This window comes from Bradyrhizobium sp. SZCCHNS1050, from assembly GCF_032484785.1.
Taxonomy (GTDB): Bacteria; Pseudomonadota; Alphaproteobacteria; order Rhizobiales; family Xanthobacteraceae; genus Bradyrhizobium.
On the sequence record NZ_JAUETR010000001.1, the window covers coordinates 2,759,674 to 2,784,932 of the forward strand.

At 65.0% G+C, this 25,259-nt stretch carries 26 protein-coding genes and 1 tRNA gene; 11 read left to right on the forward strand and 16 right to left on the reverse strand.

Annotation, left to right across the window (positions count from 1 at the left end):
* Positions 1–79: 79 nt before the first annotated feature.
* From QX094_RS12565 to QX094_RS12575, 3 genes are all read right to left on the reverse strand, one after another.
* Positions 80–1,372, reverse strand: a complete 1,293-nt coding sequence (locus QX094_RS12565) for a TRAP transporter large permease (RefSeq protein WP_315716864.1) — start codon at positions 1,370–1,372, stop codon at positions 80–82.
* Positions 1,363–1,908, reverse strand: coding sequence for a TRAP transporter small permease (locus tag QX094_RS12570; RefSeq protein ID WP_316173501.1), 546 nt, complete (start codon positions 1,906–1,908; stop codon positions 1,363–1,365). Before QX094_RS12570 ends, QX094_RS12565 begins: the two co-directional genes overlap by 10 nt.
* 110 nt (positions 1,909–2,018) lie before the next feature.
* The gene (locus QX094_RS12575; RefSeq protein WP_315716866.1) at positions 2,019–2,990 is read right to left on the reverse strand and encodes a TRAP transporter substrate-binding protein; all 972 of its coding nucleotides are present in this window, start codon (positions 2,988–2,990) and stop codon (positions 2,019–2,021) included.
* A 479-nt stretch (positions 2,991–3,469) separates the two neighbouring features.
* On the opposite strand from QX094_RS12575, the gene QX094_RS12580 reads away from it, so the two are divergent.
* From QX094_RS12580 to ptsN, 7 genes are all read left to right on the forward strand, one after another.
* Positions 3,470–4,084 carry a ribonuclease D gene (locus tag QX094_RS12580; RefSeq protein WP_315716867.1) on the forward strand — a complete coding sequence of 205 codons (615 nt, stop codon included), beginning with the start codon at positions 3,470–3,472 and terminating at the stop codon, positions 4,082–4,084.
* A gap of 161 nt (positions 4,085–4,245) precedes the next feature.
* Entirely contained in the window at positions 4,246–4,947 is a 702-nt protein-coding gene (gene lptC / locus QX094_RS12585; RefSeq protein ID WP_315716868.1) for an LPS export ABC transporter periplasmic protein LptC, read from the forward strand.
* Positions 4,948–4,951: 4 nt separating this feature from the next.
* Positions 4,952–5,644, forward strand: a complete 693-nt coding sequence (locus QX094_RS12590; protein ID WP_315825671.1) for an LptA/OstA family protein — start codon at positions 4,952–4,954, stop codon at positions 5,642–5,644.
* A 352-nt stretch (positions 5,645–5,996) separates the two neighbouring features.
* Positions 5,997–7,010 carry an LPS export ABC transporter ATP-binding protein gene (lptB, locus tag QX094_RS12595; RefSeq protein ID WP_315825670.1) on the forward strand — a complete coding sequence of 338 codons (1,014 nt, stop codon included), beginning with the start codon at positions 5,997–5,999 and terminating at the stop codon, positions 7,008–7,010.
* Between the two features lie 212 nt (positions 7,011–7,222).
* Positions 7,223–8,860 (forward strand): RNA polymerase factor sigma-54, encoded by a 1,638-nt coding sequence (gene rpoN, locus QX094_RS12600; RefSeq protein ID WP_316173502.1) that lies wholly within the window; start codon positions 7,223–7,225, stop codon positions 8,858–8,860.
* 72 nt (positions 8,861–8,932) lie between these two features.
* Positions 8,933–9,535 (forward strand): ribosome hibernation-promoting factor, HPF/YfiA family, encoded by a 603-nt coding sequence (gene hpf / locus QX094_RS12605; RefSeq protein WP_315741249.1) that lies wholly within the window; start codon positions 8,933–8,935, stop codon positions 9,533–9,535.
* A gap of 327 nt (positions 9,536–9,862) precedes the next feature.
* Complete coding sequence (gene ptsN / locus QX094_RS12610) at positions 9,863–10,324, forward strand: PTS IIA-like nitrogen regulatory protein PtsN (protein WP_315716874.1); 462 nt, start codon at positions 9,863–9,865, stop codon at positions 10,322–10,324.
* On the opposite strand, the gene QX094_RS12615 is transcribed toward ptsN, so the two are convergent.
* From QX094_RS12615 to QX094_RS12660, 10 genes are all read right to left on the reverse strand, one after another.
* The gene (locus QX094_RS12615; protein ID WP_316173503.1) at positions 10,285–11,157 is read right to left on the reverse strand and encodes a hypothetical protein; all 873 of its coding nucleotides are present in this window, start codon (positions 11,155–11,157) and stop codon (positions 10,285–10,287) included. The two genes, ptsN and QX094_RS12615, sit on opposite strands and share 40 nt — an antisense overlap.
* A 312-nt stretch (positions 11,158–11,469) precedes the next feature.
* Positions 11,470–11,976 carry a GNAT family N-acetyltransferase gene (locus QX094_RS12620; RefSeq protein WP_316173504.1) on the reverse strand — a complete coding sequence of 169 codons (507 nt, stop codon included), beginning with the start codon at positions 11,974–11,976 and terminating at the stop codon, positions 11,470–11,472.
* A 161-nt stretch (positions 11,977–12,137) separates the two neighbouring features.
* Positions 12,138–12,401, reverse strand: coding sequence for a DUF1150 family protein (locus QX094_RS12625; RefSeq protein WP_009026315.1), 264 nt, complete (start codon positions 12,399–12,401; stop codon positions 12,138–12,140).
* Positions 12,402–12,459: 58 nt separating this feature from the next.
* Complete coding sequence (locus tag QX094_RS12630; RefSeq protein ID WP_006613108.1) at positions 12,460–12,885, reverse strand: Hsp20 family protein; 426 nt, start codon at positions 12,883–12,885, stop codon at positions 12,460–12,462.
* Positions 12,886–13,019: 134 nt separating this feature from the next.
* Positions 13,020–14,099, reverse strand: coding sequence for a sn-glycerol-3-phosphate import ATP-binding protein UgpC (locus QX094_RS12635; RefSeq protein ID WP_316173505.1), 1,080 nt, complete (start codon positions 14,097–14,099; stop codon positions 13,020–13,022).
* A gap of 110 nt (positions 14,100–14,209) precedes the next feature.
* Positions 14,210–15,058 carry a sn-glycerol-3-phosphate ABC transporter permease UgpE gene (ugpE, locus tag QX094_RS12640; protein WP_315825666.1) on the reverse strand — a complete coding sequence of 283 codons (849 nt, stop codon included), beginning with the start codon at positions 15,056–15,058 and terminating at the stop codon, positions 14,210–14,212.
* Positions 15,058–15,939 carry a sn-glycerol-3-phosphate ABC transporter permease UgpA gene (gene ugpA, locus QX094_RS12645; protein ID WP_316173506.1) on the reverse strand — a complete coding sequence of 294 codons (882 nt, stop codon included), beginning with the start codon at positions 15,937–15,939 and terminating at the stop codon, positions 15,058–15,060. Before ugpA ends, ugpE begins: the two co-directional genes overlap by 1 nt.
* A 50-nt stretch (positions 15,940–15,989) precedes the next feature.
* Complete coding sequence (gene ugpB / locus QX094_RS12650; RefSeq protein WP_316173508.1) at positions 15,990–17,309, reverse strand: sn-glycerol-3-phosphate ABC transporter substrate-binding protein UgpB; 1,320 nt, start codon at positions 17,307–17,309, stop codon at positions 15,990–15,992.
* Positions 17,310–17,511: 202 nt separating this feature from the next.
* Positions 17,512–18,714, reverse strand: coding sequence for a CaiB/BaiF CoA-transferase family protein (locus QX094_RS12655; protein ID WP_315825665.1), 1,203 nt, complete (start codon positions 18,712–18,714; stop codon positions 17,512–17,514).
* 121 nt (positions 18,715–18,835) lie between these two features.
* On the reverse strand, positions 18,836–19,261 hold the full coding sequence (locus QX094_RS12660) for an organic hydroperoxide resistance protein (RefSeq protein ID WP_009026309.1): 426 nt from the start codon (positions 19,259–19,261) through the stop codon (positions 18,836–18,838).
* Between the two features lie 169 nt (positions 19,262–19,430).
* Between QX094_RS12660 and QX094_RS12665 the strand changes: the two genes are divergently transcribed.
* Entirely contained in the window at positions 19,431–19,892 is a 462-nt protein-coding gene (locus tag QX094_RS12665; protein ID WP_315750467.1) for a MarR family transcriptional regulator, read from the forward strand.
* A 7-nt stretch (positions 19,893–19,899) separates the two neighbouring features.
* Here the strand turns inward: QX094_RS12665 and QX094_RS12670 are convergent, their stop codons facing one another.
* The 3 genes from QX094_RS12670 to QX094_RS12680 form a co-directional block, all read right to left on the reverse strand.
* Complete coding sequence (locus QX094_RS12670; RefSeq protein WP_316166375.1) at positions 19,900–20,136, reverse strand: GIY-YIG nuclease family protein; 237 nt, start codon at positions 20,134–20,136, stop codon at positions 19,900–19,902.
* A 415-nt stretch (positions 20,137–20,551) separates the two neighbouring features.
* Positions 20,552–20,627: transfer RNA gene (locus tag QX094_RS12675), tRNA-Ala, on the reverse strand.
* Positions 20,628–20,708: 81 nt separating this feature from the next.
* Positions 20,709–21,113 (reverse strand): TIGR02300 family protein, encoded by a 405-nt coding sequence (locus QX094_RS12680; RefSeq protein WP_315716883.1) that lies wholly within the window; start codon positions 21,111–21,113, stop codon positions 20,709–20,711.
* Between the two features lie 151 nt (positions 21,114–21,264).
* Here QX094_RS12680 and aroA point away from each other — a divergent pair, with 151 nt between their 5' ends.
* The 3 genes from aroA to rpsA all read left to right on the forward strand — a co-directional run bounded on the left by aroA (position 21,265) and on the right by rpsA (position 25,195).
* Positions 21,265–22,602, forward strand: a complete 1,338-nt coding sequence (aroA, locus tag QX094_RS12685) for a 3-phosphoshikimate 1-carboxyvinyltransferase (protein ID WP_316173509.1) — start codon at positions 21,265–21,267, stop codon at positions 22,600–22,602.
* Positions 22,599–23,237: a (d)CMP kinase gene (gene cmk, locus QX094_RS12690; RefSeq protein WP_316166372.1), complete on the forward strand. Its 639-nt coding sequence runs from the start codon at positions 22,599–22,601 to the stop codon at positions 23,235–23,237. The genes aroA and cmk overlap by 4 nt, the downstream gene beginning before the upstream one ends.
* A 248-nt stretch (positions 23,238–23,485) precedes the next feature.
* Entirely contained in the window at positions 23,486–25,195 is a 1,710-nt protein-coding gene (gene rpsA, locus QX094_RS12695) for a 30S ribosomal protein S1 (RefSeq protein ID WP_315716886.1), read from the forward strand.
* The last annotated feature ends 64 nt before the right edge of the window (positions 25,196–25,259 follow it).

Below are 25,259 nucleotides of genomic sequence, written 5' to 3' on the forward strand. Positions count from 1 at the left end.
GCGCTAGCGGCAAGTCGGGACCGAACGCATCGGGATGCGGCCAAGGTTCGCCGGCCGAAGCCGGCGAACCTTCAGACCGCTATCCCTTATACCCCATCAGCAGCCGCGGCAGCCACAGCGAGAACGCCGGCACGTAGGTCACGAACATCAGGGCTGCGATCAGGGCGGCGTAGAACGGCAGGATGGTGCGCATGACGGCGCCGACCGAGATGCCGCCGATGGCGCAGCCGACGAACTGCGTGGTGCCGACCGGCGGGGTGTTGAGGCCCAGCGCGCAGTTGATCAGCATCAGCATGCCGAACTGCACCGGATCCATGCCCGCCTTCATCGCGATCGGCAGGAAGATCGGGGTGCAGATCAGGATGGTCGCCGCCATGTCCATGAACGTGCCGAGCAGGAACAGGATGACGTTGATCAGCAGGAAGATCATCCAGGGCTGCGTCGACACCTTGCTCATCAGGTCGCCGGCGAAATCGGCGACCTCGTACAATCCCATCAGGTACTGGAACATGGTGGAGACGCCGATCAAGAGCAGCACCACGCCGGTCGTCTTGACCGCCTTGGCGGCGGCCCGCAGGAAGTTCTGCAAGGTCATCGTGCGGTAGATGAAGAACGTCAGCAGGATCGTGTAGGTGACGGCGACGGCCGCGGACTCGGTGGCCGTGAACACGCCGGACAGGATGCCCGCCAGGATGATGCCGACGATCAAGAGGCCGGGCAGCGCCGCGGCGAACGAGCGGAACACCTCCGCCCAGCCGGGAAACTTGCCCGCGGGATAGCCGCGCTTCACGGCGACCGCGTAGGCGGCGACCAGCATGCAGACCATCAGCACGAGTGCAGGAAGAAGACCCGCGGCGATCAGCGCGCCGATCGACACCTTGCCGCCGGCGGCGAGCGCATAGATGATCATGTTGTGGCTGGTCGGCATCAACGCGCCGACCAGCGAGGCGTGGGTGGTGACGTTGACGGCGTAGTCGGTGTCGAACCCTTCCTTCTTCATCATCGGGATCATCACCGCGCCCATCGCCGACACGTCGGCCACGGGAGAGCCGGAGACGCCGCCGAACAAGGTGCAGGCGACGACGTTCGACATGCCGAGCCCGCCGCGGATGTGACCGACGAGATTCTTGGCGAGCTGCACGATCTTGTCCGCGACGCCGCCATGCAGCATCAGCTCGCCGCTGAAGACGAAGAACGGGATGGCGAGGAACGAGAAGATGTTCATCCCCGACATCATCTGCTGGAAGATGACGGCAACCGGCAGGCCTTCATAGAGGATGGTGCAGATCGCCGAGAGGCCGATCGCAAACGCAACGGGAACGCCGAGGACCAGGAAGCCGAAGAAGGTGACGCCGAGAATAATCAGTTCCATGAGGGGACGACCTCTTCGCCGCGCAAGAGAGCAATGATGTGCTCGATGGAAAACATGACGATCAGGATTCCCGAAGCGATCAGCGGCACGTAGCGGACGACTTCGGGCAGGCCGAGATTGGCGATCTTCACGGTGCCCACGGAGGCGCCGAGGATCCAGCCGTTGTAGGCCATCGCGACGCCGAACATCGCGACCAGCACGTGGATGACGAGCTCGATCTTTTCCCGCATATGATCCGGCAGCATCACGAGTAGGCTGTCCATGCCGATATGGCCGGCGTCGCGAACGCCGACGGCGGCGCCGATCAGCGTGACATAGAGGATCAGGACCAGCGCCAGGTTCTCGGTCCAGGTCGGGCTGGAGTTGAGAACGTAGCGTCCGAACACCTGGTAGAACACGATGGTGACGATGACGAGCAGGCCGGCGACGGACAGATACATGCCCAAGCGCGCGATGATGGCGTTGATCCGCGAGAGCAGGCCGGTCGACGGACGTCCCTCCTGCTGCTCGTGGTCTCCGACATGTGGATCTGTCATTCCCGTCCCTCCCCTGGCTTTCCTGCGGCGCCGCCTGATGGCGACGCCGGACCGTATGATTGTTGTTCTTGGTAGATGTCTTTGAAGTCGCGATTTTTGCGTCGCTACTCTTATTTGGTGTCCTGGATGCGCTTGACGAGGCTCGAGAGCTTCTCGTCGCCAGCGAACTTCTGGTACACCGGCTTCATCGCGTCGACGAATTCCTGCTTGTTGGCGATCGTCACGACCTGGACGCCAGCGGCCTCGACGGTCTTGCGGGAGGTCTGCTCGCGCTCGTCCCAGAGCTTGCGCATGACCGGCACGGATTCCTTTGCCGCCTTGCGGATCATCGCCTGATCCTCCTTGCTCAGCGTGTCCCAGACCTTCTTGGACATCACGAGGACTTCAGGCGCCAGCGAGTGCTCGGTGACGTTGTAGAACTTGGCGGCCTCGAAGTGGCGCGAGGATTCGTAGGACGGCCAGTTGTTCTCGGCGGCGTCGACGAGGCCGGTCTTGAGCGCGGTGTAGACCTCGCCATAGGGCATCGGGGTCGGGTTGGCGCCGAGGCTCTGGATCATGCCGACCCAGAGGTCGGACTGCTGGACGCGGATCTTCAGGCCCTTGAGGTCGGCGAGCGACTTCACCGGCGCCTTGACCGTGTAGATCGAGCGCGCGCCGCTGTCATAATAAGCCAGGCCGACCAGGCCGGCGGGCTCCATGGCCGCCAGGATCTCGTCGCCGATCGGCCCGTCCAGGACGTTGCGCATGTGCTGCGTGTCGCGGAACACGAAGGGCAGGCACAGCGCGACGGTCTCCGGCACGAAATTGTTGAGCGGCGAGGAGTTGATCCGCATCATGTCGAGCGCGCCGATCTTGAGCTGCTCGATCGTGTCCTTCTCGGAGCCGAGGGCGCCGTTCGGAAACACCTTGACGCCGAGCTTGCCGCCGCTCGCGGCAGCGAGCTGCTTCCCCATGAACTTGACGGCTTCAACGGTCGGATAATCGGCGGGGTGCACGTCGGCGGAGCGGAAATCGCGCGCGGTCGCCAGCGGCGACGAGACCGCCAGCACAGCGGCCGCAATGATACCTGTAAGTGCCTTCATCTTGGCTTCCTCCTCAATTGATTATGTCGTTGTTGGGCAGATGCTGCAGACCGCCTTGGGTCGCTGCGCTCCAGATGCGAAGTCCTGCGACAATATCACGCGTAGGGCCAGTGGCTATTTCTGTCCAAGCCAAAGGCGGCATCGATCAATGCAAGAGTTGCATCGATCGATCGGGTGCGATCTGGCGCGATGCAACCAGCGGGTCGACCGCCCTCAATGACGACGGCGCCGCCTCGAACGGCCGCGGAGACACTGCCGGCGCCGCCTCAGATGCGATCACTTGAGATGCGATCACTTGGCCCTGTCCGGCCCTTGCGCCCGGGCGGCGGGGCTGGCATTCCCACGGCTGATCTCCGGACCGGCCCGGCGCGTTTGCCGGTTGGTTACCAGCGCCGGGCTACAGCCGGTTCCCGAGCGCTTCCCGCGGCGTTGCTCCGGCTCGTCGCGTCCGATTTCGATTCGACGAGGTTTTGAGAGCCATGACCGTACGCCTGCACCGCGGCGACCTGCCTGATCTTTCCCGCTATACCTCGTCGGTCGCGATCGACACCGAGACGATGGGGCTCAATCCGCACCGCGACCGGCTGTGCGTGGTGCAGTTGTCGCCCGGCGACGGCTCGGCCGACGTGGTGCAGATTCCCAAGGGGCACACCGACGCGCCGAACCTGAAGGCGCTGCTCGGCAACCCGGACATCACCAAAATCTTCCACTTCGCGCGCTTCGATGTCGCGGCGCTGTTTCACGCGTTCGGGGTGATGCCGCAGCCGGTCTATTGCACCAAGATCGCCTCGCGGCTGGCGCGCACCTATACCGACCGCCATGGCCTGAAGGATCTCGTGCGCGAGCTGCTCAACGTCGATCTCTCCAAGCAGCAGCAGTCGAGCGACTGGGGCGCCGAGCAGCTCAGCGAGCCGCAGCTCGCGTATGCCGCCTCCGACGTGCTGCATCTGCATGCGCTGCGCGAAAAGCTCGACGGGATGCTGGCGCGCGAAGGGCGGTTGGCGCTGGCGCAGGCCTGTTTCGCGTTCCTGCCCCACCGCGCGACGCTCGATCTGGGCGGATTCGAGGCCGAGGACATCTTCGCGCATTCCTGAAGCCGGCGAATCGCGGGCGCGTTCACGATCATTAATGTCTCGTAATGATCGCAAGCCGCCCCGCGTCGCGATTTCGCGCCAGTTCCAGGCTGCAATGGTGAAGGCGTCCATGGTAGGATGGGCGCTGTTTCGCGCGCCTCCCCGTGTCCGTCGGAGCCCTGGTGAACTCGGTCCACAACCCCGCCTATGACCCCACCCTGCAGGCGCGCTTCGCTGTCGCGGCGCGCCACAGCCGCTTCGTGCGCGTGCTGCGGGTCGCGGTGCCGGCGGCGGTGGGACTGGCGATGGCGGTCGTGATCGGCATCGCGCTGTTCAATCCGTTCCACATGGAGATCAACACCCCGAATCTCACCGGCAACCTCGTCATCTCCGGCCGCAAGATCACGATGGAGACGCCGCATCTCACCGGCTTCACGCCGGACCAGCGGCCGTATGATCTCGTCGCCCGGAGCGCGGTGCAGGACCTCACCGATCCCGATCACGTCGAGCTCAACATCCTCCGCGCCAAGGTGCTGATGGAGGATCAGTCGACGGTGACCTTGAAGGCGAATACCGGCGTGTTCGACACCAAGCAGCAGCAGCTCGAGCTGACGAAGGATATCCTGCTGACGACGTCGACGGGCTACGAGGCGCGGCTGAGCCGGGCCTCGGTCGACATGGCCAAGGGCACCGTGAGCTCGGACGAGCGCGTCGACGTCAAGCTCACCAACGGTACGCTCTCCGCCGACCGCCTGCGCATCACCGACAATGGCGAGGTCATCCGCTTCGAGGGCAATGTGATGATGAACCTCGACAACATGAATGCCGCTCCGGCCACGACGGCGAGCGCCGATCCCGGCCGTCCGGCCCGCAACGTGAAGTGACCTCATGACCACGTGCCGTTTCATTCCCGTAGCGATTCGCGGCGCCGGCTTCGCCGCGCTGGCGTTGCTCGCGCTTGCCGACTCATCGCAGGCGCAGAGCGCGACCACCGGCGTGCCCAACGCGCTGCAGGGGTTCTCGCAGAATCGCGACCAGCCGATCCAGATCGAGGCCGCCGCGCTCGAGATGCGCGACAAGAAGAAGGAGGCGACCTTCACCGGCAACGTCAAGGTCGTGCAGGGCGACACCACCATGACCTCGAAGTCGCTGGTGGTGTTCTACGACGGCGGCGCCCAGCCGGGCGGCGCCAAGGCGACCAAGGCCACGCCGGCGGCGACGCCTGGGCCGGACGGCAGCTCGGCGATCCGCCGTCTCGAGGCGCGCGGCGACGTCAAGGTGACCCAGAAGGACCAGGTCGTGACCGGCGAGACCGCGGTCTACGACACCAAGACCAACATGATCTCGATGCAGGGCGGCGTGGTGCTGACCCAGTGCAAGAACGTGATGCGCGGCGACCGGCTGACGGTGGACATGACCACCGGCGTGTCGCGCGTCGAATCCGACAGCGGGCGCGGCGTCCAGGTGCTGCTGCCGCAGGCGGGCGCGGGCGCCGGCGCCGGCGGCGGCTGCGGTTCGTCGACGGCCTCGGCTCCGGGCAGCGCCGCGCCGCTGCAGCTCGGTCCAGGCAAATCGAAGTGACTTCAATTATTTAGCAAAACGCCGGCGGCCCAGTTGAACCGCGCCGTTGCTGCCTCTATCTAGCGAGCGGGCGGTTCTGTCGCAGGGCCGATGCAACGGGAGGCCGTGGAACCCGTTGCGTGGCTGCGAAAGAGTGATGCCGGACACGATTGCGATCTTGCGATCGGTCGCCTGCGTGGCGACCGCGACTTCGCCGTCAGACGACAAACTCCGAAGCGCGGCCTGCCGCGCTTTGGCCGGCCTCGCGCTCCCTGTGATCCGCGAGAGGTGAGATGCGTTCGCTCGCGGTGAGCGGGCGAGCCAGCGCTGCGGTCGATGACGGGCAGCCTCGAAGGGCGTAAGCGAAGCGGGGATGGTGGATCTACTCGGCATGTTTCGTGGGCGTCCCGCCAAGCGCGGCCAGCGAGGCTCCTCGCGCCGGCGCGACGACATCACGGCCATGGACGATCCGTTCGGCAATTCCTACAGCGATGATCCGCTCGCCGCGCTCGCCGACTCCGTGCGCGATGAAACGGTGCCGCGCATCAATCCGCGCTCGCCGCAGAACACCGAGCAGATCCAGCGCAAGCGGCCGGCCTCGCAGCCGACGCCAGCCAGGCCGCGCAACAATGGCGCGGGGGGCGGTCCGCAACTGCTGCGCCGGCCGGGCTTCCTCGCCGTGCATTCGATCGAGAAGAGCTTTGGCAGCCGCCAGGTCGTGCGGGGCGTGTCGATCTATGTCCGCCGCGGCGAGGCCGTCGGCCTGCTCGGGCCGAACGGCGCCGGCAAGACCACCGTGTTCTACATGATCACCGGCCTGATCAAGGCCGATCGCGGCGCCATCGAGCTCGATGGCCATGACGTCACGCGGCTGCCGATGTATCAGCGCGCGCGGCTCGGCATCGGCTACCTGCCGCAGGAGGCCTCGATCTTCCGCGGCCTCACCGTCGAGCAGAACATCCGCGCCGTGCTCGAAGTGGTCGAGCCGTCGCGCAAGAAGCGCGAGCGCGAGCTCGACGCGCTGCTGGAAGAATTCACCATCACGCGGCTGCGCAAGTCGCCGTCGATCGCACTGTCCGGCGGCGAGCGTCGCCGCGTCGAGATCGCCCGCGCGCTGGCGACGCGCCCGAACTACATGCTGCTCGACGAGCCGTTCGCCGGCATCGATCCGATCGCGGTCGGCGACATCCAGCAATTGGTGCGCCATCTCACCAACCGCGGCATCGGCGTGCTCATCACCGACCATAACGTCCGCGAGACGCTCGGCCTCACCGACCGCGCCTACATTGTGTACGCGGGGCAGATTCTCACCGAAGGCAGCCCGGAGGAGATCGTCGCCGATCCCGACGTGCGCCGGCTGTATCTCGGTGAGGAATTCCGGCTGTAGGATTGCCGACGCGGTATTCGCAGGCTTTTGTCGCGACCGCGACAAGCGACGCAACCACTACGATCAATGCTGTTTCCAGCGAGTCCTCGCGGGCCGGTAACTGCGTCTTCCGCGCGCGCCATACTCCGTTTTTCTTATTCGTCAAGCCGTGTACATCGCGCGCGGATTAGGATAAGCAAGAATTGGACCAGTAAGGGAATGTTCTTGCTCCCATGGCGTTGACGCAGAGATTAGAATTCCGCCAGTCGCAGTCGCTGGTGATGACGCCGCAGCTGATGCAGGCGATCAAGCTGCTGCAACTGTCCAATCTCGACCTCTCCACGTTCGTCGAAGAGGAGCTGGAGCGCAATCCGCTGCTGGAGCGGGCCAGCGACGGTCCGGAAGCGCCGGTCGCGGGCGAGCAGCAGATGTCCGAGCGCGCCGAGTTCTCGGAAGGTGGCGAGACCGGCGGCGACGATTTCGGCGAGGCCGGCGGCAGCGGCGGCGACAGCTTCGAGGGCGCCCAGGAAGACTGGATGAGCCGCGATCTCGGCACCCGTACGGAGATCGAACAGACGCTCGACACCGGACTCGACAACGTGTTCTCCGAGGAGCCGGCGGAGGCCGCGGCGCGCAATGCGCAGGACGCCGCGCCGACCACCTACACCGAATGGGGCGGTGGCGCCTCGGGCGACGAGGACTACAATCTCGAAGCCTTTGTCGCGGCCGAGACCACGCTGTCGGATCATCTCGCCGAGCAGGCGGCGGTGGCCTTCACCGCGCCGGCCGACCGCATGATCGGCCAGTACCTGATTGATCTCGTCGACGAGGCCGGCTATCTGCCCGCCGATCTCGGCCAGGCCGCCGACCGCCTCGGCGCCGAGCAGGCCGACGTCGATGCGGTGCTCGGCGTGCTGCAGACCTTCGATCCGCCCGGCATCTGCGCCCGCAATTTGAGCGAATGTCTCGCGATCCAGCTGCGCGAGCTCGACCGCTACGATCCGGCGATGCAGGCGCTGGTCGAGCACCTCGATCTCCTGGCCAAGCGCGACTTCGTCGCTCTTCGCAAGCTGTGCGGCGTCGACGACGAGGACCTCGTCGACATGATCGGCGAGATCCGCAGGCTCGACCCGAAGCCGGGGCTGAAGTTCGGCACCACGCGCACACAGACCATGGTGCCCGACGTCTACGTGCGCCCGGGTCCCGACGGCGGCTGGCTGGTCGAGCTCAACAGCGACACGCTGCCGCGCGTCCTGGTGAACCAGCACTATTACTCCGAGCTGTCGAAGACGATCCGCAAGGACGGCGACAAGTCCTACTTCACCGACTGCCTGCAGAATGCGACGTGGCTGGTGCGCGCGCTCGATCAGCGCGCCCGCACGATCCTGAAGGTGGCGACCGAAATCGTGCGCCAGCAGGACGGCTTCTTCACCCACGGCGTCGCGCATCTGCGGCCGCTCAACTTGAAGGCCGTTGCGGATGCGATCCAGATGCATGAATCGACCGTGTCGCGCGTCACCGCCAACAAATACATGGCGACGAATCGCGGCACGTTCGAGCTGAAATATTTCTTCACCGCCTCGATCGCATCGGCTGATGGCGGCGAGGCGCACTCGGCGGAAGCCGTGCGCCATCACATCAAGCAATTGATCGATGCGGAAGATCCCTCCGCAATTCTCTCCGACGACACCATCGTCGAGAAGCTGCGGGCCGCCGGCATCGACATCGCCCGCCGCACGGTCGCGAAATACCGGGAGGCGATGCGGATCCCGTCCTCGGTGCAGCGCCGCCGCGACAAGCAGAGCATGCTGGCGCATGCCCTGTCGGCTCCCGCCAGCGCCGACCGCACCCGGGATGCCGCGTCAGTTTGACCGTGCCCCGCGATTGCGCCTTAACCAAATAGGCTTAGTGTCATACTTGGTTCACATGAATCGAGGCGACACATGACCCTGCGGATTTCCGGAAAGAGCATCAGCGTCAGCGAAGCGCTGCGTGGGCGCGTCAGCGAGCGCACCGACGAAGTCTTGCGAAAATACTTCGACGGCAACTATTCCGGCCATGTCACGCTCTCCAAGGACGGTTTCGGGTTCAAGACCGATTGCGCGCTGCACCTCGATTCGGGCATCACCCTGGAGGCCGAATCGAACGCGCCGGACGCCTATGCCAGCGCCGACCAGGCGCTCCTGATGATCGAGAAGCGCCTGCGCCGCTACAAGAGCCGGCTGAAGGACCGCTCGGGGCGCAAATCCCACGCCGCCAATGCGGCGCTCGCCAATCTCGACGGCGCGGTGCTGGATGCGCCGAGCTACGTGATCGAGGCGCCGGCCGAGGGCGACGAGGAGATCACCGGCTACAGCCCGGTGATCATTGCCGAGAACACCACGGCGTTGAAGCGCCTGTCGGTGTCCGAAGCCGTGATGGAGCTCGATCTTTCGGGCGCGCCCTGCATGGTGTTTCAGCACGGTTCCAGCGGCCGGGTGAACATCATCTACCGCCGCGCCGACGGCAATATCGGCTGGGTCGATCCGCCGGCGGTGAAACCGTAGCCGCGCGGACGCCTTCCAGGGATCTCCCGGCGGCGTGAAAACCGGTTCCCGATCAGGTGGTTGGCGGACCGGTTGCGACGTCACGCCACGGCAATGAAGGGATGCGATCAAGCGGTTGGGGCGCTGGCGCCTTCAGGCCGCCACGCTCCGGCGATCTTTAAGGATAGGCTGCGGGAACGCGCTTGCGGGTGTTGGCACGGCCGTTGCGTTGGGGTAGAAGCCCACCCATCGGACACGGGTTAAGCCCGCCTGCCGCCTCAGCTTCTTGACGCCGGTCTGTCCCGACCTATTTCGCACCCTGACGGTTCAATCACCTCGGAACGCCCTATGCCGATTACCGATCTGGTCGCACCCGAGGCGATCGTGCCGGCTTTGAAGGTCATCAGTAAGAAGCAGGCGCTGCAGGAGCTCGCCGCGCGCGCGGCCGCGCTCACCGGGCAGAACGAGCGCAACGTGTTCGAAGTGCTGCTGCAGCGGGAGAAGCTCGGAACCACGGCCGTCGGGTATGGCGTCGCGATTCCCCACGGCAAGCTGCCGAAGCTGGAGAAGCTGTTCGGCCTGTTCGCCCGGCTGGAGCGGCCGATCGATTTTGAGGCCATGGACGGCCAGCCGGTCGATCTGGTGTTCCTGCTGCTGGCGCCGGAAGGCGCCGGCGCCGACCATCTGAAGGCCCTGGCGCGGATCGCCCGGCTGCTCCGCGACCAGGATGTCGCCAAGAAGCTCCGTGCCTCGCGCGACGCCCAGGCGATCTATTCGGTGCTGGCGCTGCCGCCCGCTTCCGCGGCCTGACGTCGTATCGCGGCGCCCCGCAAGGACCGACAAAGCCTGCTGGCGAGCCTCCGCGCGGCCCCGAACCCGTTCGTCCGCGCGGGCGTGTGCAACGGCGTCGGCTCGTAGCCGAACTCGACGACGAGCTCCTGGAATGCCTCGCTGCGGAGCAGGTCGAAATGATGCGGCATCATTCGCTCCTTGTAGATGCCGACCTTCCGGCCGCGTCCCGACGACGTCAGGCCGCGGCCGAGCACATCGAGCTCCGCGGCCGTCTTGCGCGGAAGTCCCAGGTAGTCGCAGATGCGATTGAGGACAGGAAACGACGACCGCGCCACATCGTCGATCGCGAGCTCTGAATAGAGCTCTTCGAACTTCACGGTCAGGCAGGCTGGCGAGTCCAGCCAGCTCATGAACTTCTTGATGCCCGATCGGGGCAAAGAGAGGAGGGTCGATGTGATTCGGGAGGCGTCATCGGGGTGAGCGGCCGATCCGGCCGACCGCAGATAGGCGTTCCACTTCCGCATCTTCGGATAGGCCGCCGAGTGGTAGACGAAGTCGACCCAGCTCACGACGATGTCGCGGGGGTCGCGGACGATGAACAGCATCTTGTGTTCCGGTCTGCCCAGGAGGTATTGCTCGAGATACGGACAATACTCGGTGTGCGAGGCGCAGGAGTAGCCGGAGCGCAGGGCCGACGCCCAGAGCGGGGCCGGAAGCGCGCGTCCGTAGTCGAGCGAACCGTCGGGATTCAGCTTGCTGATCGATGACGTGTAGGTGTGATAGCCGACATCGACATGACCGCCCAGCGCTCTGACGAGTTCGACCAGCAGGTACGTCCCCGCTTTCGGCACGCTGTTGCAGATGACGTAGTAAGGGCTGGGCCCAGGCGGAGGACTGTCAAGAAAGACGTGCCGGTTGGGTAGGGTCCCGAGCGCAAGCTCTCGAAAGACGCCTGCATCAAGCCGTGATCCATGCATCTGCCATCCCTACACATGCTCGTCACACATCGGACTAGCGCGTGCCGCAACAGGGACAACTTAAGGATTAGACACCTTCGCCTTAAACCGGGTCGGATTGTATCTGGTTGTCAAATTGACCGTTCCGGACATCGACGGAAACAAATTTCTCAAACGCACTTCAGCAGCCGCTTCGTCCTTGGCCGGCTATCGTAATGATCTCGCCATGTAGCGCACCGTCTTGGCGCCGCCATGGATGCCGGCCGTCGCCAGCGGCGCGAAGCCGAGCGCAGCATGAAACGCGTCCGACTGCGGATTGGGCGGATCCAGATTGACCTCGCAGACGATGCGGTCGTGGCCCGCCGCGGTCGCCTCCCGAATCAGCTCCTCATAGAGCTGCCGCGCCAGGCCCCGGCCGCGGGCGGCCGGCGCCACCACGATGCGGTCGACATAGACGAACCGATCGTAGCGCGCGCGAAACCAGCGGTGATTGGGATTATCGTAGACGGCGGCGTGGTCGAGCGCGATCATCAACGCATCGGCCCTGCCAATTCGCCAGGCCAGCCATGCCCGATCGAGCAGCTGCATGAGCGTTTCGGGCGTGAGCCACGACAGCTCGGAGGCATGCGCATTGTTGAGCGCGAGCAGTGCGTCCGCAAGCGCAGGATCTGCATGCAGTCCGGCCGGGCTCATGGGTGTCGTCATCAAGGTCATGCGCGGCCATCGCTACGAGCAGAAAAAAGGGCCGTCCCCGTTTCCGGGGACCGCCCTCGTGTCAGTCCTTGAGCTGCATGCTCCTCATGAGCATCGCGTCTCAACGAGCGTTGAATCTCACGAGAAGCGGTCGCTGTCAGCGCTGCGGCTCGGCCTTTGCGTCAGTGGACGCTCACGGCCTGGAGTTCGTGACTCCACGCATTCGCGATCGCGGCTTCGCGGCTGTCGGTGAGCATGATCGGCGTGCCGTCGGCGGCATGCAAGGCGAACAGCTTCAGTCCCGGCGCGATGTGCGGCGCCTGCGGAAACAGTCCCGGTACGTCCTCGGAGCGGATCTGCTTCACGTAAGCGATGTGGCCCTCGCCCAAGGTCGCCAGCGACTCCAGGGAGACGGGGGATTCCGACGCAACATTACCTTCAGTCATGGTCTCGACTCCTTCTGAGACTCAAGCGGTCGAGTCCGCTACTCGTTCCATCAAACCATTATTCGTGTTCATTGATCGCTATTGTCTTAACGATCCGCTCAGGCTCTGGCCTGGCCAGATCGACCGACAACAGCCCGTTCTTCAGATCCGCACCAAGCACATGCATTCCCTCCGCCAGCACGAAGGTGCGCTGGAAGTGGCGCGCGGCGATGCCGCGATGAATGTATTGCCTGGTCTTGTCGTCCTGCTGCCGGCCGCGGATGACGAGCTGGTTTTCCTCAATGGTGACATCGAGTTGGTCGCGGGTGAAACCCGCCACCGCCAGCGTGATCCGCAGACGCTCGGGCTGGCCATTGGTGCGTTCGAACCGCTCGATATTGTAGGGCGGATAGCCGTCGGCACCTTTGACGACGCGGTCGAGCACGCGCTCGATCTCGTCGAAGCCCAGCAGGAACGGGCTGGAGAGCGAAGGAACACGAGACATGGTTTACAAAGTCCTCTCGAAGCGACTTTGATGTATCAGGGCCCTGACGGCACCCCTTGAGCAGCAATATGGGCACGATCCGGGGCGCGTTCAAGCACCCCGAATGTGCCGGAACAGCCTGTCTGTGGAAGGGTTTAAACGGACAGCCGCCGACGGCCGTCGGCCGAGAACAGATGCAGCTTGGCCCGCGGCGCCACGGCGCGAATCCGTGCGCCGATCTCCGGCGCGGCGGTACCCGGCAGCCGCACGATGATGTCGTTGGCGGTCGCGGAGAGCCGGTCATCGCTGCCCGCGTCCTGGCGTGCGCCGTAGACATAGGTCTCGGCGCCGACATGCTCGATCGCCTCGACCCGGAGGTCGAGCCCGACCCCGCCCGCCGGAACGGTGTCGCCGAGCTGGAAATCCTCAGGCCGGATGCCGAGCTGGCCCGCTTCTTGGGGAACCGCGTCGGCGCCGAGCAGCTGGGCGCGCACGCCATCGGTCGGCATCAGGTTCATCGGCGGCGCGCCGATGAAGGATGCGACGAAGGTGGTGGCGGGACGCTGATAGATCTCGAGCGGATTGCCGATCTGCTCGACCTTCCCGCCGTTCATCACCACCAAGATGTCGGCGAGCGTCATCGCCTCGAGCTGGTCGTGGGTGACGTAGATCGCGGTGGTGTTGAGCCGGCGCTGCAGCTTGCGGATCTCGACCCGCATCGCGATGCGCAGCTTGGCGTCGAGGTTCGAGAGCGGCTCATCGAACAGGAACACCTTGGGCTGGCGCACGATGGCGCGGCCCATCGCCACGCGCTGGCGCTGGCCGCCGGAGAGCTGGCGCGGCTTCCGCTCGAGCATGGTGCCGAGCTCGAGGATGCGTGCGGCGTCCTCGACCCGCGTCCTGATCTCCTTTTCCGCCATGCCGCGATTGCGCAGGCCGTAGGCCATGTTGTTGTAGACGGTCATGTGCGGATAGAGCGCGTAGTTCTGGAACACCATCGCGATGTCGCGATCCGCCGGCTCGATCGCATTGACGATGCGGCCGCCGATGTCGATCTCGCCCGAGGTGATCGTCTCGAGCCCCGCGACCATCCGCAGCAGGGTGGATTTGCCGCAGCCCGACGGCCCGACCAGCACGCAGAACTGACCGTCGCCGACATCGACATCGACCCCTTTGATGGCTTCGAAGCCGCCCTGGTAGACCTTGCGGACGTTGCGGAGGGTGACGTTGGCCATGGGTTACCTAGCGAATAGCGAATGGGGAGTAGCAAATAGGGAAGGGGACGAAGCGAGTTGTTGGGCAAATATCCCTATTCGCCATTCCCTATTCGCCATTCGCCCCCTCGTCACTTTTCCGTCTCCACCAGCCCCTTGACGAACAGGCGCTGCATGACGACGACGACGAACACCGGCGGCAGCATCGCGAGCACGGCGGTCGCCATGACGACCGGCCACTCCGTCAGCGCGTCGGTCGTCGTGATCATCTTGCGGATGCCGATCTGGATGGTCTGCATGTCGTCGCGCGTCGTGATCAGCAGCGGCCAGAGATATTGATTCCAGCCGAGGATGAACAGGATCACGAACAGCGCCGCCATGTTGGTGCGCGACAGCGGCAGCAGGGTGTCCCAGAAGAAGCGGAACGGCCCGGCGCCGTCGATGCGGGACGCCTCCAGCAGCTCGTCCGGCACCGTCATGAAGAACTGGCGGAACAGCAGCGTGGCGGTGGCGGACGCGATCAGCGGCAGCGCGAGCCCGGCATAACTGTCGAGCATGTGGAGGTCGGCGACGATCTTGTAGGTCGGATAGATGCGCACCTCGACCGGCAGCATGAGGGTGATGAAGATGAGCCAGAAGATCGCCATGCGGAACGGGAAGCGGAAGTAGACGACCGCATAGGCCGAGATGATCGAGATCGCGATCTTGCCGACGGCGATCAGCAGCGCCATGACCAGCGAGTTCAAAAGCATGGTCGCAACCGGCTCGCGGGTCGAGCCGCTCGTGCCAACGAAGATCGTCTGATAGTAGGTCGACAGGAAGTGCCCGCCAGGCAGCAGCGACATCTGCCCGTTGGCGATCACCGCATTGTCCTGCGTCGAGGCGACGAATGCGAGATAGACCGGGAACGCGACGATCGCGATTCCGATCCACAGGATGGCGTGCGCGACGTAGCGTCGAATGCCTTCTTGCTCGACCATCAGTAGGTCACCTTGCGCTCGACGAAGCGGAACTGGATCGCCGTCAGCACGATGACGATGACCATCAGAACGACGGATTGTGCGGCCGACGAGCCGAGATTGCCGCCGAGCAGGCCATCGGTATAGACCTTGTAGACCAGCGTCTCGGTGGATTTGCCAGGACCGCCGCGGGTCATCGTGTCGATGATGCCGAAGGTCTCGAAGAAGGCGTAGACGATGTTGATGACCAGCAGGAAGAAGATGGTCGGCGACAGCAGCGGGAAGGTCACGGTCCAGAACCGCCGCATCGGCCGCGCGCCGTCGATCGCGGCGGCCTCGAGCACGCTCCGGGGGATGCTCTGCAGCCCGGCGAGGAAGAACAGGAAGTTGTAGGAGATCTGCTTCCAGGCGGCCGCGAGGATGATCTGCAGCGCCGCCTGGTCGCCGTCGAGCAGCGGATTCCAGTCGATGCCAACAGCGCGCAGATAGCGCGAGATCACGCCGAGCGACGGGTGGAGCATGAAGATCCAGAGCACGCCCACCACCGGCGGCGCCACGGCATAGGGCCAGATCAGCAGCGTGCGATACAGCGTGACGCCACGCAACGGCTTATCCGCCATGACCGCGAGCAGCAGTGCGACCGACAGCGACGAGAGCGCGATGGCGAAGGAGAAGCCGAAGGTGCGGAGAATGGCCTGGAAATAGTCCGGCTGGGTGAGCAGGTCGGCGTAGTTCTCGAACCAGACGAAGCTCGTGGACAGGCCGAACGCGTCCTGCAGCAGGAACGACTGGATGACGGCCTGGATCGCGGGCCAATAGAAGAAGATCAGCACGATCGCGAGCTGGGGAGCGACCAGCACGAACGGCAGCAGTTTTGACTGAAAGATGGCGTTCTTCTGCATGGTCGGTCGGCGAACCGGCAGGCCGCGGGGCGGCCTGCCGGCTCATGGCCTCACTTCACGGCCGTCTTTTCGAACTGGCGCAGCATCTGGTTGCCGCGCTCGACGGCGGCGTCCAGCGCCTGCTTGGCGGTCTTCTTGCCGGCCAGGGCCTGCTCGATTTCCTCCGACCAGACGTCACGCAGTTGCACCATGTTGCCCAGACGCAGGCCGCGGGAATTCTCCGTCGGTTCCTTGTTGGTCAGTTCGAGCAGCGGCGTCTCCAGATAGGGCTGATCCTTGTAGAAGCCCTCGGCCTTGGCCTTCGCATAGGCCGCCTTGGTGATCGGCAGATAGCCCGAGGCCTTGTGGATGTAGACCTGACGATCGGTGTCCGAGAGGAAGGTCAGGAACTTCGCCACGCCCTTGTATTCGTCCGCGCTCTTGCCGCCCATCACCCAGAGCGAGGCGCCGCCGATGATCGAGTTCTGCGGCGCGCCCTTGGCGTCCGGATAATACGGCATCGGCGCGGCGGTGAAGGCGAACTTGGCCTGGGCCTTGACGTTGCCGAAGAACGCCGACGAGGTCAGGTAGATCGGGCATTCGCCCGAGGTGAAGCGGCCCTCGCCGGTGTTGGTGCGGCCGGCATAGTCGTAGGTCTTGTCCTTCTGCAGCTCGACCAGGTTTTCGAGATGCTTGACCTGCAGCGGACCGTTGAACTCCAGCACGGTGTCGAAGCCGTCGAGACCGTTCGCCTTGCTGGCCAGCGGCACGTTGTGCCAGGCGGAGAGCTGCTCGAGATTGACCCAGGTGACCCACGAGCCCGAGAAGCCGCAGGTCGGATGGCCGGCCGCCTTCAGCTTCTTGGCGGTCTCGAACAGCTCGGGCCAGGTCTTCGGGATCTCGGCGTTGACCTTCTTCAGCTCGTCGAGATTGACCCACATCACCGTGGAGGACGAGTTGAAGGGGAACGACAGCATCTCACCCTTGGAGGTCGAGTAGTAGCCCGTGATCGCAGGCAGATAGCTCTTCGGGTCGAACGTCTCGCCGGCGTCCTGCATCAGCTTGTAGACCGGCTTCACGGCGCCGGTGGCGGCCATCATGGTGGCGGTGCCGACCTCGAACACCTGCATGATGTGGGGCGCATTGCCGGCGCGGAAGGCGGCGATGCCGGCATTCATCGTGTCGGCGTAGTTGCCCTTGTAGGTCGGGACGACCTTGTAGTCGGACTGCGAGGCGTTGAAATCGTTGGCGAGCTTGACGATGACGTCGTTGTTGGCGCCGGTCATCGCATGCCACCACTGGATTTCGGTCACGGCATGCGCAGGTGCTGCGGCGCTCAGGACCAGCGTGACTGCCGCAGTCGCGGCCGTCCAGAATTGGCGAAGTGACATTAAAGAATACCTCCCGTGAAACGTCATCGGCGTCGCGGCCGTAGCAGCGCGAGATGACAGTTTCGTGAATGTATAACCGGTTGGATCGTCAGCGGAAAGCGCGTTCATCGCGGCGGAACGCAGCGACTTGCGGGAGACGGCGCCGCGCCGGGGCGATGCCCCGGCCGGCGCTGACGGTGAGAAACGACAGGCTGATGGCGCCTCAGCGCTTGCGCTCGGCGCACACCGTGCCCTGGGACAGCAGCGCCTCGATCTCGCTCGGCGTGTAACCGAACTCGGTCAGCACCTCCTGCGCGTGCTGACTGAACTTCGGCGGGGTGGAGCGCAGGCTCGGCTTGGTGCGTTCGAGCCGGATCGGCGACGCGACGCCCTTGTACCAGTCCTTCTCGATGACATCGCCGCGGTAGATCGTGTGCGGATTGGTCAGCGCCTGGTCGATCTTCTGCACGGGTCCTGCCGGCAGACCGGCCGCGAGCAGCCGGTCGCACAGCGGCTCCGCCTCGAACTGGCTGAACACGGCGGCAAGCTCGGCGCGCAGCGCCTCGCGATTGGCGACGCGATCCTTGTTGCGGGCGAAGCGCGGATCGGTGCCGAGTTCGGGGCGGCCGATCTCCTTGGCGAGCTTGCGGAAGGTGCCGTCATTGCCGACGCCGATGAAGATATCGTCGGTCTTGGTCGCGAAGATCGCATACGGAACGAGGTTCGGGTGCTCGTTGCCGGTCAGCGACGGCGGCTTGCCATGCATGAAGTAGTTTGCGGTATGCGGATGCATGATCGCGAGACCGGTCTCATACAGCGTGACCTCGAGGAACTGACCGATGCCCGAGCGCTGCCGCTCCGACAGCGCCATCAGGATGCCGATCGCGGCATAGAGTCCGGTGGTGATGTCGACCAGCGGCACGCCGATCCGCATCGGTCCGCTCTGCGGCGAACCGGTCGCCGCGATCATGCCGGTCATCGCCTGGATGATCGCGTCGTAGCCGGGATTGCCGCCGCGCGGGCCATCCGCGCCGAAGCCGCAGATGCGGCAGTGCACCAGCTTGGGGAATGTCTCGCGCAGCGTGTCGCTGCCGATGCCCCATTTCTCCAAGGTGCCAGGCTTGAAGTTCTCGATCAGCACGTCGGCCGTCTCGAGCATCCGCATCAGCACGGCGCGGCCGCCCTCTGAGGCGAGATCGAGGCCGATCGAGCGCTTGTTGCGGTTGATCCCGACGAAATAGGCGGCGTCCTCATCGTGGAAGGGCGGACCCCAGTCACGCACCTCGTCGCCGGCCGGCGGCTCGACCTTGATCACGTCGGCGCCGTGATCGGCCAGGATCTGCGTGCAATAGGGGCCGCCGAGCACGCGCGTCAGATCGATCACGCGCAGGCCGGCCATGGCGCCGGGAGCAAATTGGGGTGTCATCGGATGTCGCGAGGTTGGTTTCAGCTCGCGATCATTAAGCATTGCTGCGGCGGCGGCGCAAACGGGGGCTGCCATGCGGCAGGACAACGGAGGCCGTCCTGCCGCATGACGGAATTGAAGCTCAGACGACGCTCAGCTTGACGTCGACATTGCCGCGCGTGGCGTTGGAATAGGGGCACACCTCGTGCGCCTTGGCGACCAGCGCTTCGGCGTCGGCCTTGGCGAGTCCGGGCAGCGACACTGCGAGCTCGACGGTGATGCCGAAGCCGCCTTCGGAGCGCGGGCCGATGCCGACCGTCGAGGTCACCGACGTGTCGGCGGGAACCTTGGGGCCGCCCTGCGAGCCGACGAACTTCATCGCGCCGATGAAGCAGGCTGCGTAGCCGGCCGCAAACAACTGCTCCGGATTGTTGCCGGCACCGCCGCCGCCGCCGAGCTCCTTCGGGGTGGAAAGCTTGACCTTGAGCGAGCCGTCGAGGGTAGCGGCTTCGCCGTCGCGGCCGCCGGTGGCCTTGGCGCTGGTCTTGTAGAGCACGTTCACGGACATGGGTGTCTCCTGGTTGGATGGACGAATTCAGTGGGGCCATATTGCACACAATTAGATTGCGCACAATATAATTGTTCGGTAGAAAATTCGTGATCGGTGCGCCGGGCCCGTTGTCGATCCGAGGCGTGCGGGCTCAAGATGCCGATAGGATCGACCTGTGGTGACCTCGATGCGAAAGAAGTCCGCGGCAGACCTGCCGCTCCAGCTCGGCAATCAGCTCTGCTTCGCAGTCTATTCGACCGCGCACGCCTTCAACCGCGTCTACAAGCCCCTGCTCGACCGCCTTGGCCTGACCTATCCGCAATATCTGGTCATGCTGGTGCTGTGGGAGCAGGACGGCCTGACGGTGAAGGACATCGGCGCGCGGCTGTTCCTCGACTCTGGCACGCTGACGCCGCTGCTGAAGCGGATGGAGGCTACGCACCTGATCAAGCGGACCCGGTCGGCCGAGGACGAGCGTCAGGTGATCGTCACCCTCACCGCCCAGGGCGCGGGCCTGCGCGACAAGGCAAGGTCGATCGTGCCGCCCGCGATCCTGGATGCGACGGGCTGCTCGATCGCCGAGCTGGCCGATCTGCACGGCAAGCTGGTGCGCCTGCGGGAGCGGCTCGATGCGGTTGTGGAGGGGTGAGGAGGCTCTAAAGGCGCTTCTTCGCGAAAGCCCGGCCTGAACCCGACTTGAGATATTTCTCGAAGGCAAATGCCTGCTTCACATCGCTGAAGGCAACGTAGGTCTTGAGCCGCCAAGGCCGAAACTTCGATGTGTGCGGGACTTCACCGGCATTGTGCTTCGTGACGCGGGCCGGAACGTCGTCGGTGATGCCTGCGTAGAAATGCTCGCCGTTGAGACTTTCCAGGATGTAAACGAACTTCATCGCAGGCCGCCCTCGACCCTTCACGGGCGCGAATGTGGCAGGTCGTGCTGCGTGGCGTCCAGAGCTTGGATGGGCTGAACTGCTCAGTCGACTGATGAAGGGGCATCATGGCCCGGAGCCTAGCCCGCCTTCGCCTTCCCGCCTCCGCCCAAGGGGGCTTCGGCGTCCAGACTACGGCGCGACAGCCTTCGCTCACTTCGCGCAACCGGCAGCTTGGGGTGGCTTGCCGAGCCGAAGCTCGCGAAGCGATGGGGAGAGAGCATTATCGCCCGGAGCCCAAGTCCGCCTTCGTCTTCCCGCCTCCGCCCAAGGGGGCTTCGGCGTCCAGACTACGGCGCGACAGCCTTCGCTCACTTCGCGCAACTGGCAGATCGGGGTGGCTTGCCGAGCCGAAGCTCGCGAAGCGAGCGAAGGCTGGTGGAGCCAGGCGGGATCGAACCGCCGACCTCTTGCATGCCATGCAAGCGCTCTCCCAGCTGAGCTATGGCCCCTGAACCGAGCCGGCGGTCTGGGTGACCGCCGGGGAGCACCGTGAACCACAGTTCGCGGCTGATCTCAAGTGTCTTCGACGATTATTCTTCGTCGCCGCCGACATCACCGATGATGTCGGTCACGTCCTCGTCGCCTTCTTCCTCGTCGGCGATGAAGGTCGAGTCGTCATCCTCGTCGTCGTCGAGCGTCTCGTCGATCTCGATGTCGTCCTCCGATTCGGGAACGACGGCCTTGACCTTGCCGGAGTTCTCCTCGGCGTCGGCCTCCTCGAGCGGCACCAGCTCCTCGGCCTCCGCGGGCTCGACCACGTCGGCCGCCGCAGCAGCGCGCGCAGCCTCGCCGCGCATGGCGCGGGTGGGCGCGATCGGCGCAATCGGCACGACCTCGCCGGTGTAGGGCGAAATCACCGGGTTCTTGTTGAGGTCGTAGAACTTTTTGCCCGTCGTCGGGCAAATGCGTTTGGTTCCGAGCTCGGATTTGGCCACGTGCAGGCGTCCTGGCAATGTCTGAAAAGCGGTGTCTCACTTGGCTAGTTGCCGCGCCGCTGTCAATAGCGCTGTCAACGGGAAAATCACCGCTCGTGACGGAGGGCGGGGGCTGTGATACCTGCCCCGTCCGAAACACGAGGATCCCGCCGTGAGCACGTCAATCGCCCCGACTCCCCTGGAATCACGCGCCTCAGGGCCCCTCTCGGGCACGATTCGCGTGCCTGGCGACAAGTCGATCTCGCACCGGGCACTGATCCTGGGGGCGCTGTCGGTCGGCGAGACCCGGATTTCCGGCCTGCTGGAGGGCGAGGACGTCCTCAACACCGCCAAATCGATGCGATCCCTGGGTGCCAAGGTCGAGCGCACCGGCGATTTCGCGTGGACCGTCCGTGGCGTCGGGGTGGGCGGCTTCGCCCAGCCGAGCGCGCCGCTCGATTTCGGCAACTCCGGCACCGGCTGCAGGCTGGTGATGGGCGCCGTGGCCGGTTGCCCGATCACGGCCGTTTTCGACGGTGATGCCTCGCTGCGCAGCCGTCCGATGCGGCGCATCCTCGACCCGCTGGTGCTGATGGGCGCCAAGGTGACCGCCAGCGCCGAGGGCGGCAAGCTTCCGTTAACCCTGCAGGGCGCCGGCAACCCGGTGCCGATCGAGTACCGCACGCCGGTGGCTTCGGCCCAGATCAAGTCGGCGGTGCTGCTCGCGGGCCTCGCCGCGCCCGGTGTGACCACCGTGATCGAGCAGGAGGCCAGCCGCGACCACACCGAGCTGATGCTGAAGCATTTCGGCGCGGAGATCGTGACCACGCCGGAAGGGTCTCATGGCCGCCGCATCGCACTGACCGGCCAGCCGGAGCTGCGTGGTGCGCCAGTGATCGTTCCCGCCGACCCGTCCTCGGCCGCGTTCCCGCTGGTCGCCGCGCTGATCGTCGACGGCTCGGACCTCGTGCTGTCGGACGTGATGACCAACCCGCTGCGCACCGGCCTGTTCACGACCTTGCGCGAGATGGGCGCCTCGATCGAGGAGGACGATGTCCGCGGCGATGCCGGCGAGCCGATGGCCCGCCTGCGCGTGCGCGCCTCGAAGCTGCGCGGCGTGGTGGTGCCGCCCGAGCGGGCGCCGTCGATGATCGACGAATATCTCGTCTTGGCCGTCGCCGCCGCCTATGCCGAGGGCACGACCATCATGCGCGGCCTGCATGAGCTGCGCGTCAAGGAATCCGACCGGCTCGAGGCCACCGCGGCCATGCTGCGTGTCAACGGCGTCAAGGTCGAGATCACCGGCGACGATCTGATCGTCGAGGGCCGCGGTCACGTGCCGGGCGGCGGCATCGTCGCGACCCACATGGACCACCGCATCGCGATGTCCGCCCTGGTGATGGGTCTCGCCTCCGACAAGCCGGTCAGGGTCGACGACACCGCCTTCATCGCCACCAGCTTCCCCGATTTCATCCCGCTGATGTGCAAGGCGGGCGCGGATTTCGCATGATCATCGCGATCGACGGCCCGGCGGCCTCGGGCAAGGGCACCCTGGCCAAGCGTCTCGCGGCGCATTACGGCCTCAGGCACCTGGATACGGGCGTGATCTACCGGGCGGTCGCGCATGCGCTACTGACCGCCGGCATCGACCTCAAGGACGAGGCGCGGGCAGCGGACGTCGCCATGAGCCTGGATCCCTCGAGCTTCGACAATCCGGCGCTGAGGTCGCACCAGGTCGGGTCCGCGGCCTCGGTGGTATCGGCGTTGCCGAAAGTGCGCGAAGCGCTGGTGGCGTTCCAGCGTCAGTTCGCAAGCCGGCCCCCCGGTGCCGTGCTCGACGGCCGCGACATCGGAACCGTGATCTGCCCGGACGCCGAGGTGAAGATCTACGTCGTCGCCGATCCCCGCATCCGGGCGCATCGTCGCACCCTCGAGGCGCTTTCACGTGGGGAACCGGCCGATGAGGCGGCCATTCTGGCCGACATCCTGGCGCGCGACGAGCGTGACCAGAACCGGGCCGTCGCGCCTTTAAAACAAGCCCCGGATGCTTACTTGCTTGACAACTCCCATTTGGATATAGAAGGCGGCGTCCGGGCCGCCATCGATATCGTCGAGGCCGTTCGAGCGGGCCGCCAGCGGGTTTGATTTCCGCCGGCGTCATTGGAGGAATGCCCGCTCCCGCCCTTGATCGTCGATAGCTCGATTGCGGTTCAATCGAGTCCGATCATCCGGACGCACTTCATACGTATCGCATGTGCAGGCACTGCCGGCCCGCGTCGTTTGCGCTTATAGCGCGGCGCGCGGACGTCTGGGGATTTGTGGACCTCCAGGCACTGTCCATTCGATGCGCCGATCAACCCAAGCTGGCGAGAATGTCCGCATCTGGAGAACAAATGGCTTCGAGTACCTCTGCTTCTTCCTACAATCCCAGCCGCGATGATTTCGCCGCGATGCTGGACGAGTCCTTCACGAAGGGCAACCTGCAGGAAAGCTCTGTCGTCAAGGGCAAGGTTGTTGCGATCGAGAAGGACATGGCCGTCATCGACGTCGGCCTGAAGACCGAAGGCCGCGTGGCGCTGCGCGAATTCGCCGGGCCCGGCCGTGACAGTGAATTGAAAGTCGGCGACGAGGTCGAAGTGTTCCTCGATCGCATCGAGAACGCGCTCGGCGAAGCGGTGCTGTCGCGCGACAAGGCGCGCCGCGAAGAGAGCTGGGGCAAGCTCGAGAAGGCGTTCCAGAACAACGAAAAGGTCAACGGCGTCATCTTCAACCAGGTCAAGGGCGGCTTCACCGTCGACCTCGACGGCGCCGTGGCCTTCCTGCCGCGCTCGCAGGTCGACATCCGTCCGATCCGCGACGTCGCGCCGCTGATGAACAACTCGCAGCCGTTCCAGATCCTCAAGATGGACCGTCGCCGCGGCAACATCGTGGTGTCGCGCCGCACTGTGCTGGAAGAGACCCGCGCCGAGCAGCGCCAGGAGCTGGTGCAGAACCTCGAAGAGGGTCAGGTCATCGACGGCGTCGTCAAGAACATCACCGATTACGGTGCGTTCGTCGACCTCGGCGGCATCGACGGCCTGCTGCACGTCACCGACATCGCGTGGCGCCGTGTCAACCATCCGACCGAGGTGCTCAGCATCGGTCAGACGGTCAAGGTCAAGATCATCAAGATCAACCACGAGACGCACCGCATCTCGCTGGGCATGAAGCAGCTCTTGGACGATCCGTGGCAGGGCATCGAGGCCAAGTACCCGCTGCAGGCCCGCTTCCACGGTCGCGTCACCAACATCACCGACTACGGCGCGTTCGTCGAGCTCGAGCCGGGCATCGAAGGCCTGATCCACGTCTCCGAGATGTCGTGGACCAAGAAGAACATGCACCCCGGCAAGATCGTGTCGACCTCGCAGGAGGTCGAAGTGCAGGTGCTCGAGGTCGACAGCGTCAAGCGCCGCATCTCGCTCGGCCTCAAGCAGACCATGCGCAATCCGTGGGAGGTCTTCGTCGAGAAGCATCCGACGGGTTCGGTGGTCGAGGGCGAGGTCAAGAACAAGACCGAGTTCGGCTTGTTCCTGGGTCTCGAAGGCGACGTCGACGGCATGGTCCATCTGTCGGATCTCGACTGGAAGCTGCCGGGCGAGCAGGTCATCGACAACTACAAGAAGGGCGACATGGTCAAGGCCGTGGTGCTCGACGTCGACGTGGAGAAGGAGCGCATCTCGCTCGGCATCAAGCAGCTCGAAGGCGATCCCTTCGCCGAGCCGGGCGATGTCAAGAAGGGCGCGGTCGTCACTTGCGAGGTGCTCGACGTCAAGGACGGCGGCATCGACGTCAAGATCACCGGCACCGACTTCACCACCTTCATCAAGCGCTCCGAGCTGGCGCGCGATCGCAACGACCAGCGCACCGAGCGGTTCGCCGTCGGTGAGAAGGTCGATGCCCGCGTGATCCAGTTCGACAAGAAGGCCCGCAAGGTGCAGGTGTCGATCAAGGCGCTGGAAGTCGCAGAAGAGAAGGAAGCCATCGCGCAGTACGGCTCGTCCGATTCGGGCGCCACGCTGGGCGACATTCTCGGCACCGCGCTCAAGAACCGCGACTCGAAGTAAGCCTTCGCGTCCTGCGATCAGATCAAAGCCCCGGCGCAAGCCGGGGCTTTTTTGTTCCAGCGAG

Excerpts from the sequence above, each read along its gene's own strand:
- QX094_RS12565 (WP_315716864.1), bottom strand. The coding sequence starts at position 1,372 with ATGGAACTGATTATTCTCGGCGTCACCTTCTTCGGCTTCCTGGTCCTC.
- QX094_RS12570 (WP_316173501.1), bottom strand. The coding sequence starts at position 1,908 with ATGACAGATCCACATGTCGGAGACCACGAGCAGCAGGAGGGACGTCCG.
- QX094_RS12575 (WP_315716866.1), bottom strand. The coding sequence starts at position 2,990 with ATGAAGGCACTTACAGGTATCATTGCGGCCGCTGTGCTGGCGGTCTCG.
- QX094_RS12580 (WP_315716867.1), top strand. The coding sequence starts at position 3,470 with ATGACCGTACGCCTGCACCGCGGCGACCTGCCTGATCTTTCCCGCTAT.
- QX094_RS12590 (WP_315825671.1), top strand. The coding sequence starts at position 4,952 with ATGACCACGTGCCGTTTCATTCCCGTAGCGATTCGCGGCGCCGGCTTC.
- lptB (WP_315825670.1), top strand. The coding sequence starts at position 5,997 with ATGGTGGATCTACTCGGCATGTTTCGTGGGCGTCCCGCCAAGCGCGGC.
- rpoN (WP_316173502.1), top strand. The coding sequence starts at position 7,223 with ATGGCGTTGACGCAGAGATTAGAATTCCGCCAGTCGCAGTCGCTGGTG.
- hpf (WP_315741249.1), top strand. The coding sequence starts at position 8,933 with ATGACCCTGCGGATTTCCGGAAAGAGCATCAGCGTCAGCGAAGCGCTG.
- ptsN (WP_315716874.1), top strand. The coding sequence starts at position 9,863 with ATGCCGATTACCGATCTGGTCGCACCCGAGGCGATCGTGCCGGCTTTG.
- QX094_RS12620 (WP_316173504.1), bottom strand. The coding sequence starts at position 11,976 with ATGACCTTGATGACGACACCCATGAGCCCGGCCGGACTGCATGCAGAT.
- QX094_RS12625 (WP_009026315.1), bottom strand. The coding sequence starts at position 12,401 with ATGACTGAAGGTAATGTTGCGTCGGAATCCCCCGTCTCCCTGGAGTCG.
- QX094_RS12630 (WP_006613108.1), bottom strand. The coding sequence starts at position 12,885 with ATGTCTCGTGTTCCTTCGCTCTCCAGCCCGTTCCTGCTGGGCTTCGAC.
- QX094_RS12635 (WP_316173505.1), bottom strand. The coding sequence starts at position 14,099 with ATGGCCAACGTCACCCTCCGCAACGTCCGCAAGGTCTACCAGGGCGGC.
- ugpE (WP_315825666.1), bottom strand. The coding sequence starts at position 15,058 with ATGGTCGAGCAAGAAGGCATTCGACGCTACGTCGCGCACGCCATCCTG.
- ugpA (WP_316173506.1), bottom strand. The coding sequence starts at position 15,939 with ATGCAGAAGAACGCCATCTTTCAGTCAAAACTGCTGCCGTTCGTGCTG.
- ugpB (WP_316173508.1), bottom strand. The coding sequence starts at position 17,309 with ATGTCACTTCGCCAATTCTGGACGGCCGCGACTGCGGCAGTCACGCTG.
- QX094_RS12655 (WP_315825665.1), bottom strand. The coding sequence starts at position 18,714 with ATGACACCCCAATTTGCTCCCGGCGCCATGGCCGGCCTGCGCGTGATC.
- QX094_RS12660 (WP_009026309.1), bottom strand. The coding sequence starts at position 19,261 with ATGTCCGTGAACGTGCTCTACAAGACCAGCGCCAAGGCCACCGGCGGC.
- QX094_RS12665 (WP_315750467.1), top strand. The coding sequence starts at position 19,431 with ATGCGAAAGAAGTCCGCGGCAGACCTGCCGCTCCAGCTCGGCAATCAG.
- QX094_RS12670 (WP_316166375.1), bottom strand. The coding sequence starts at position 20,136 with ATGAAGTTCGTTTACATCCTGGAAAGTCTCAACGGCGAGCATTTCTAC.
- cmk (WP_316166372.1), top strand. The coding sequence starts at position 22,599 with ATGATCATCGCGATCGACGGCCCGGCGGCCTCGGGCAAGGGCACCCTG.
- rpsA (WP_315716886.1), top strand. The coding sequence starts at position 23,486 with ATGGCTTCGAGTACCTCTGCTTCTTCCTACAATCCCAGCCGCGATGAT.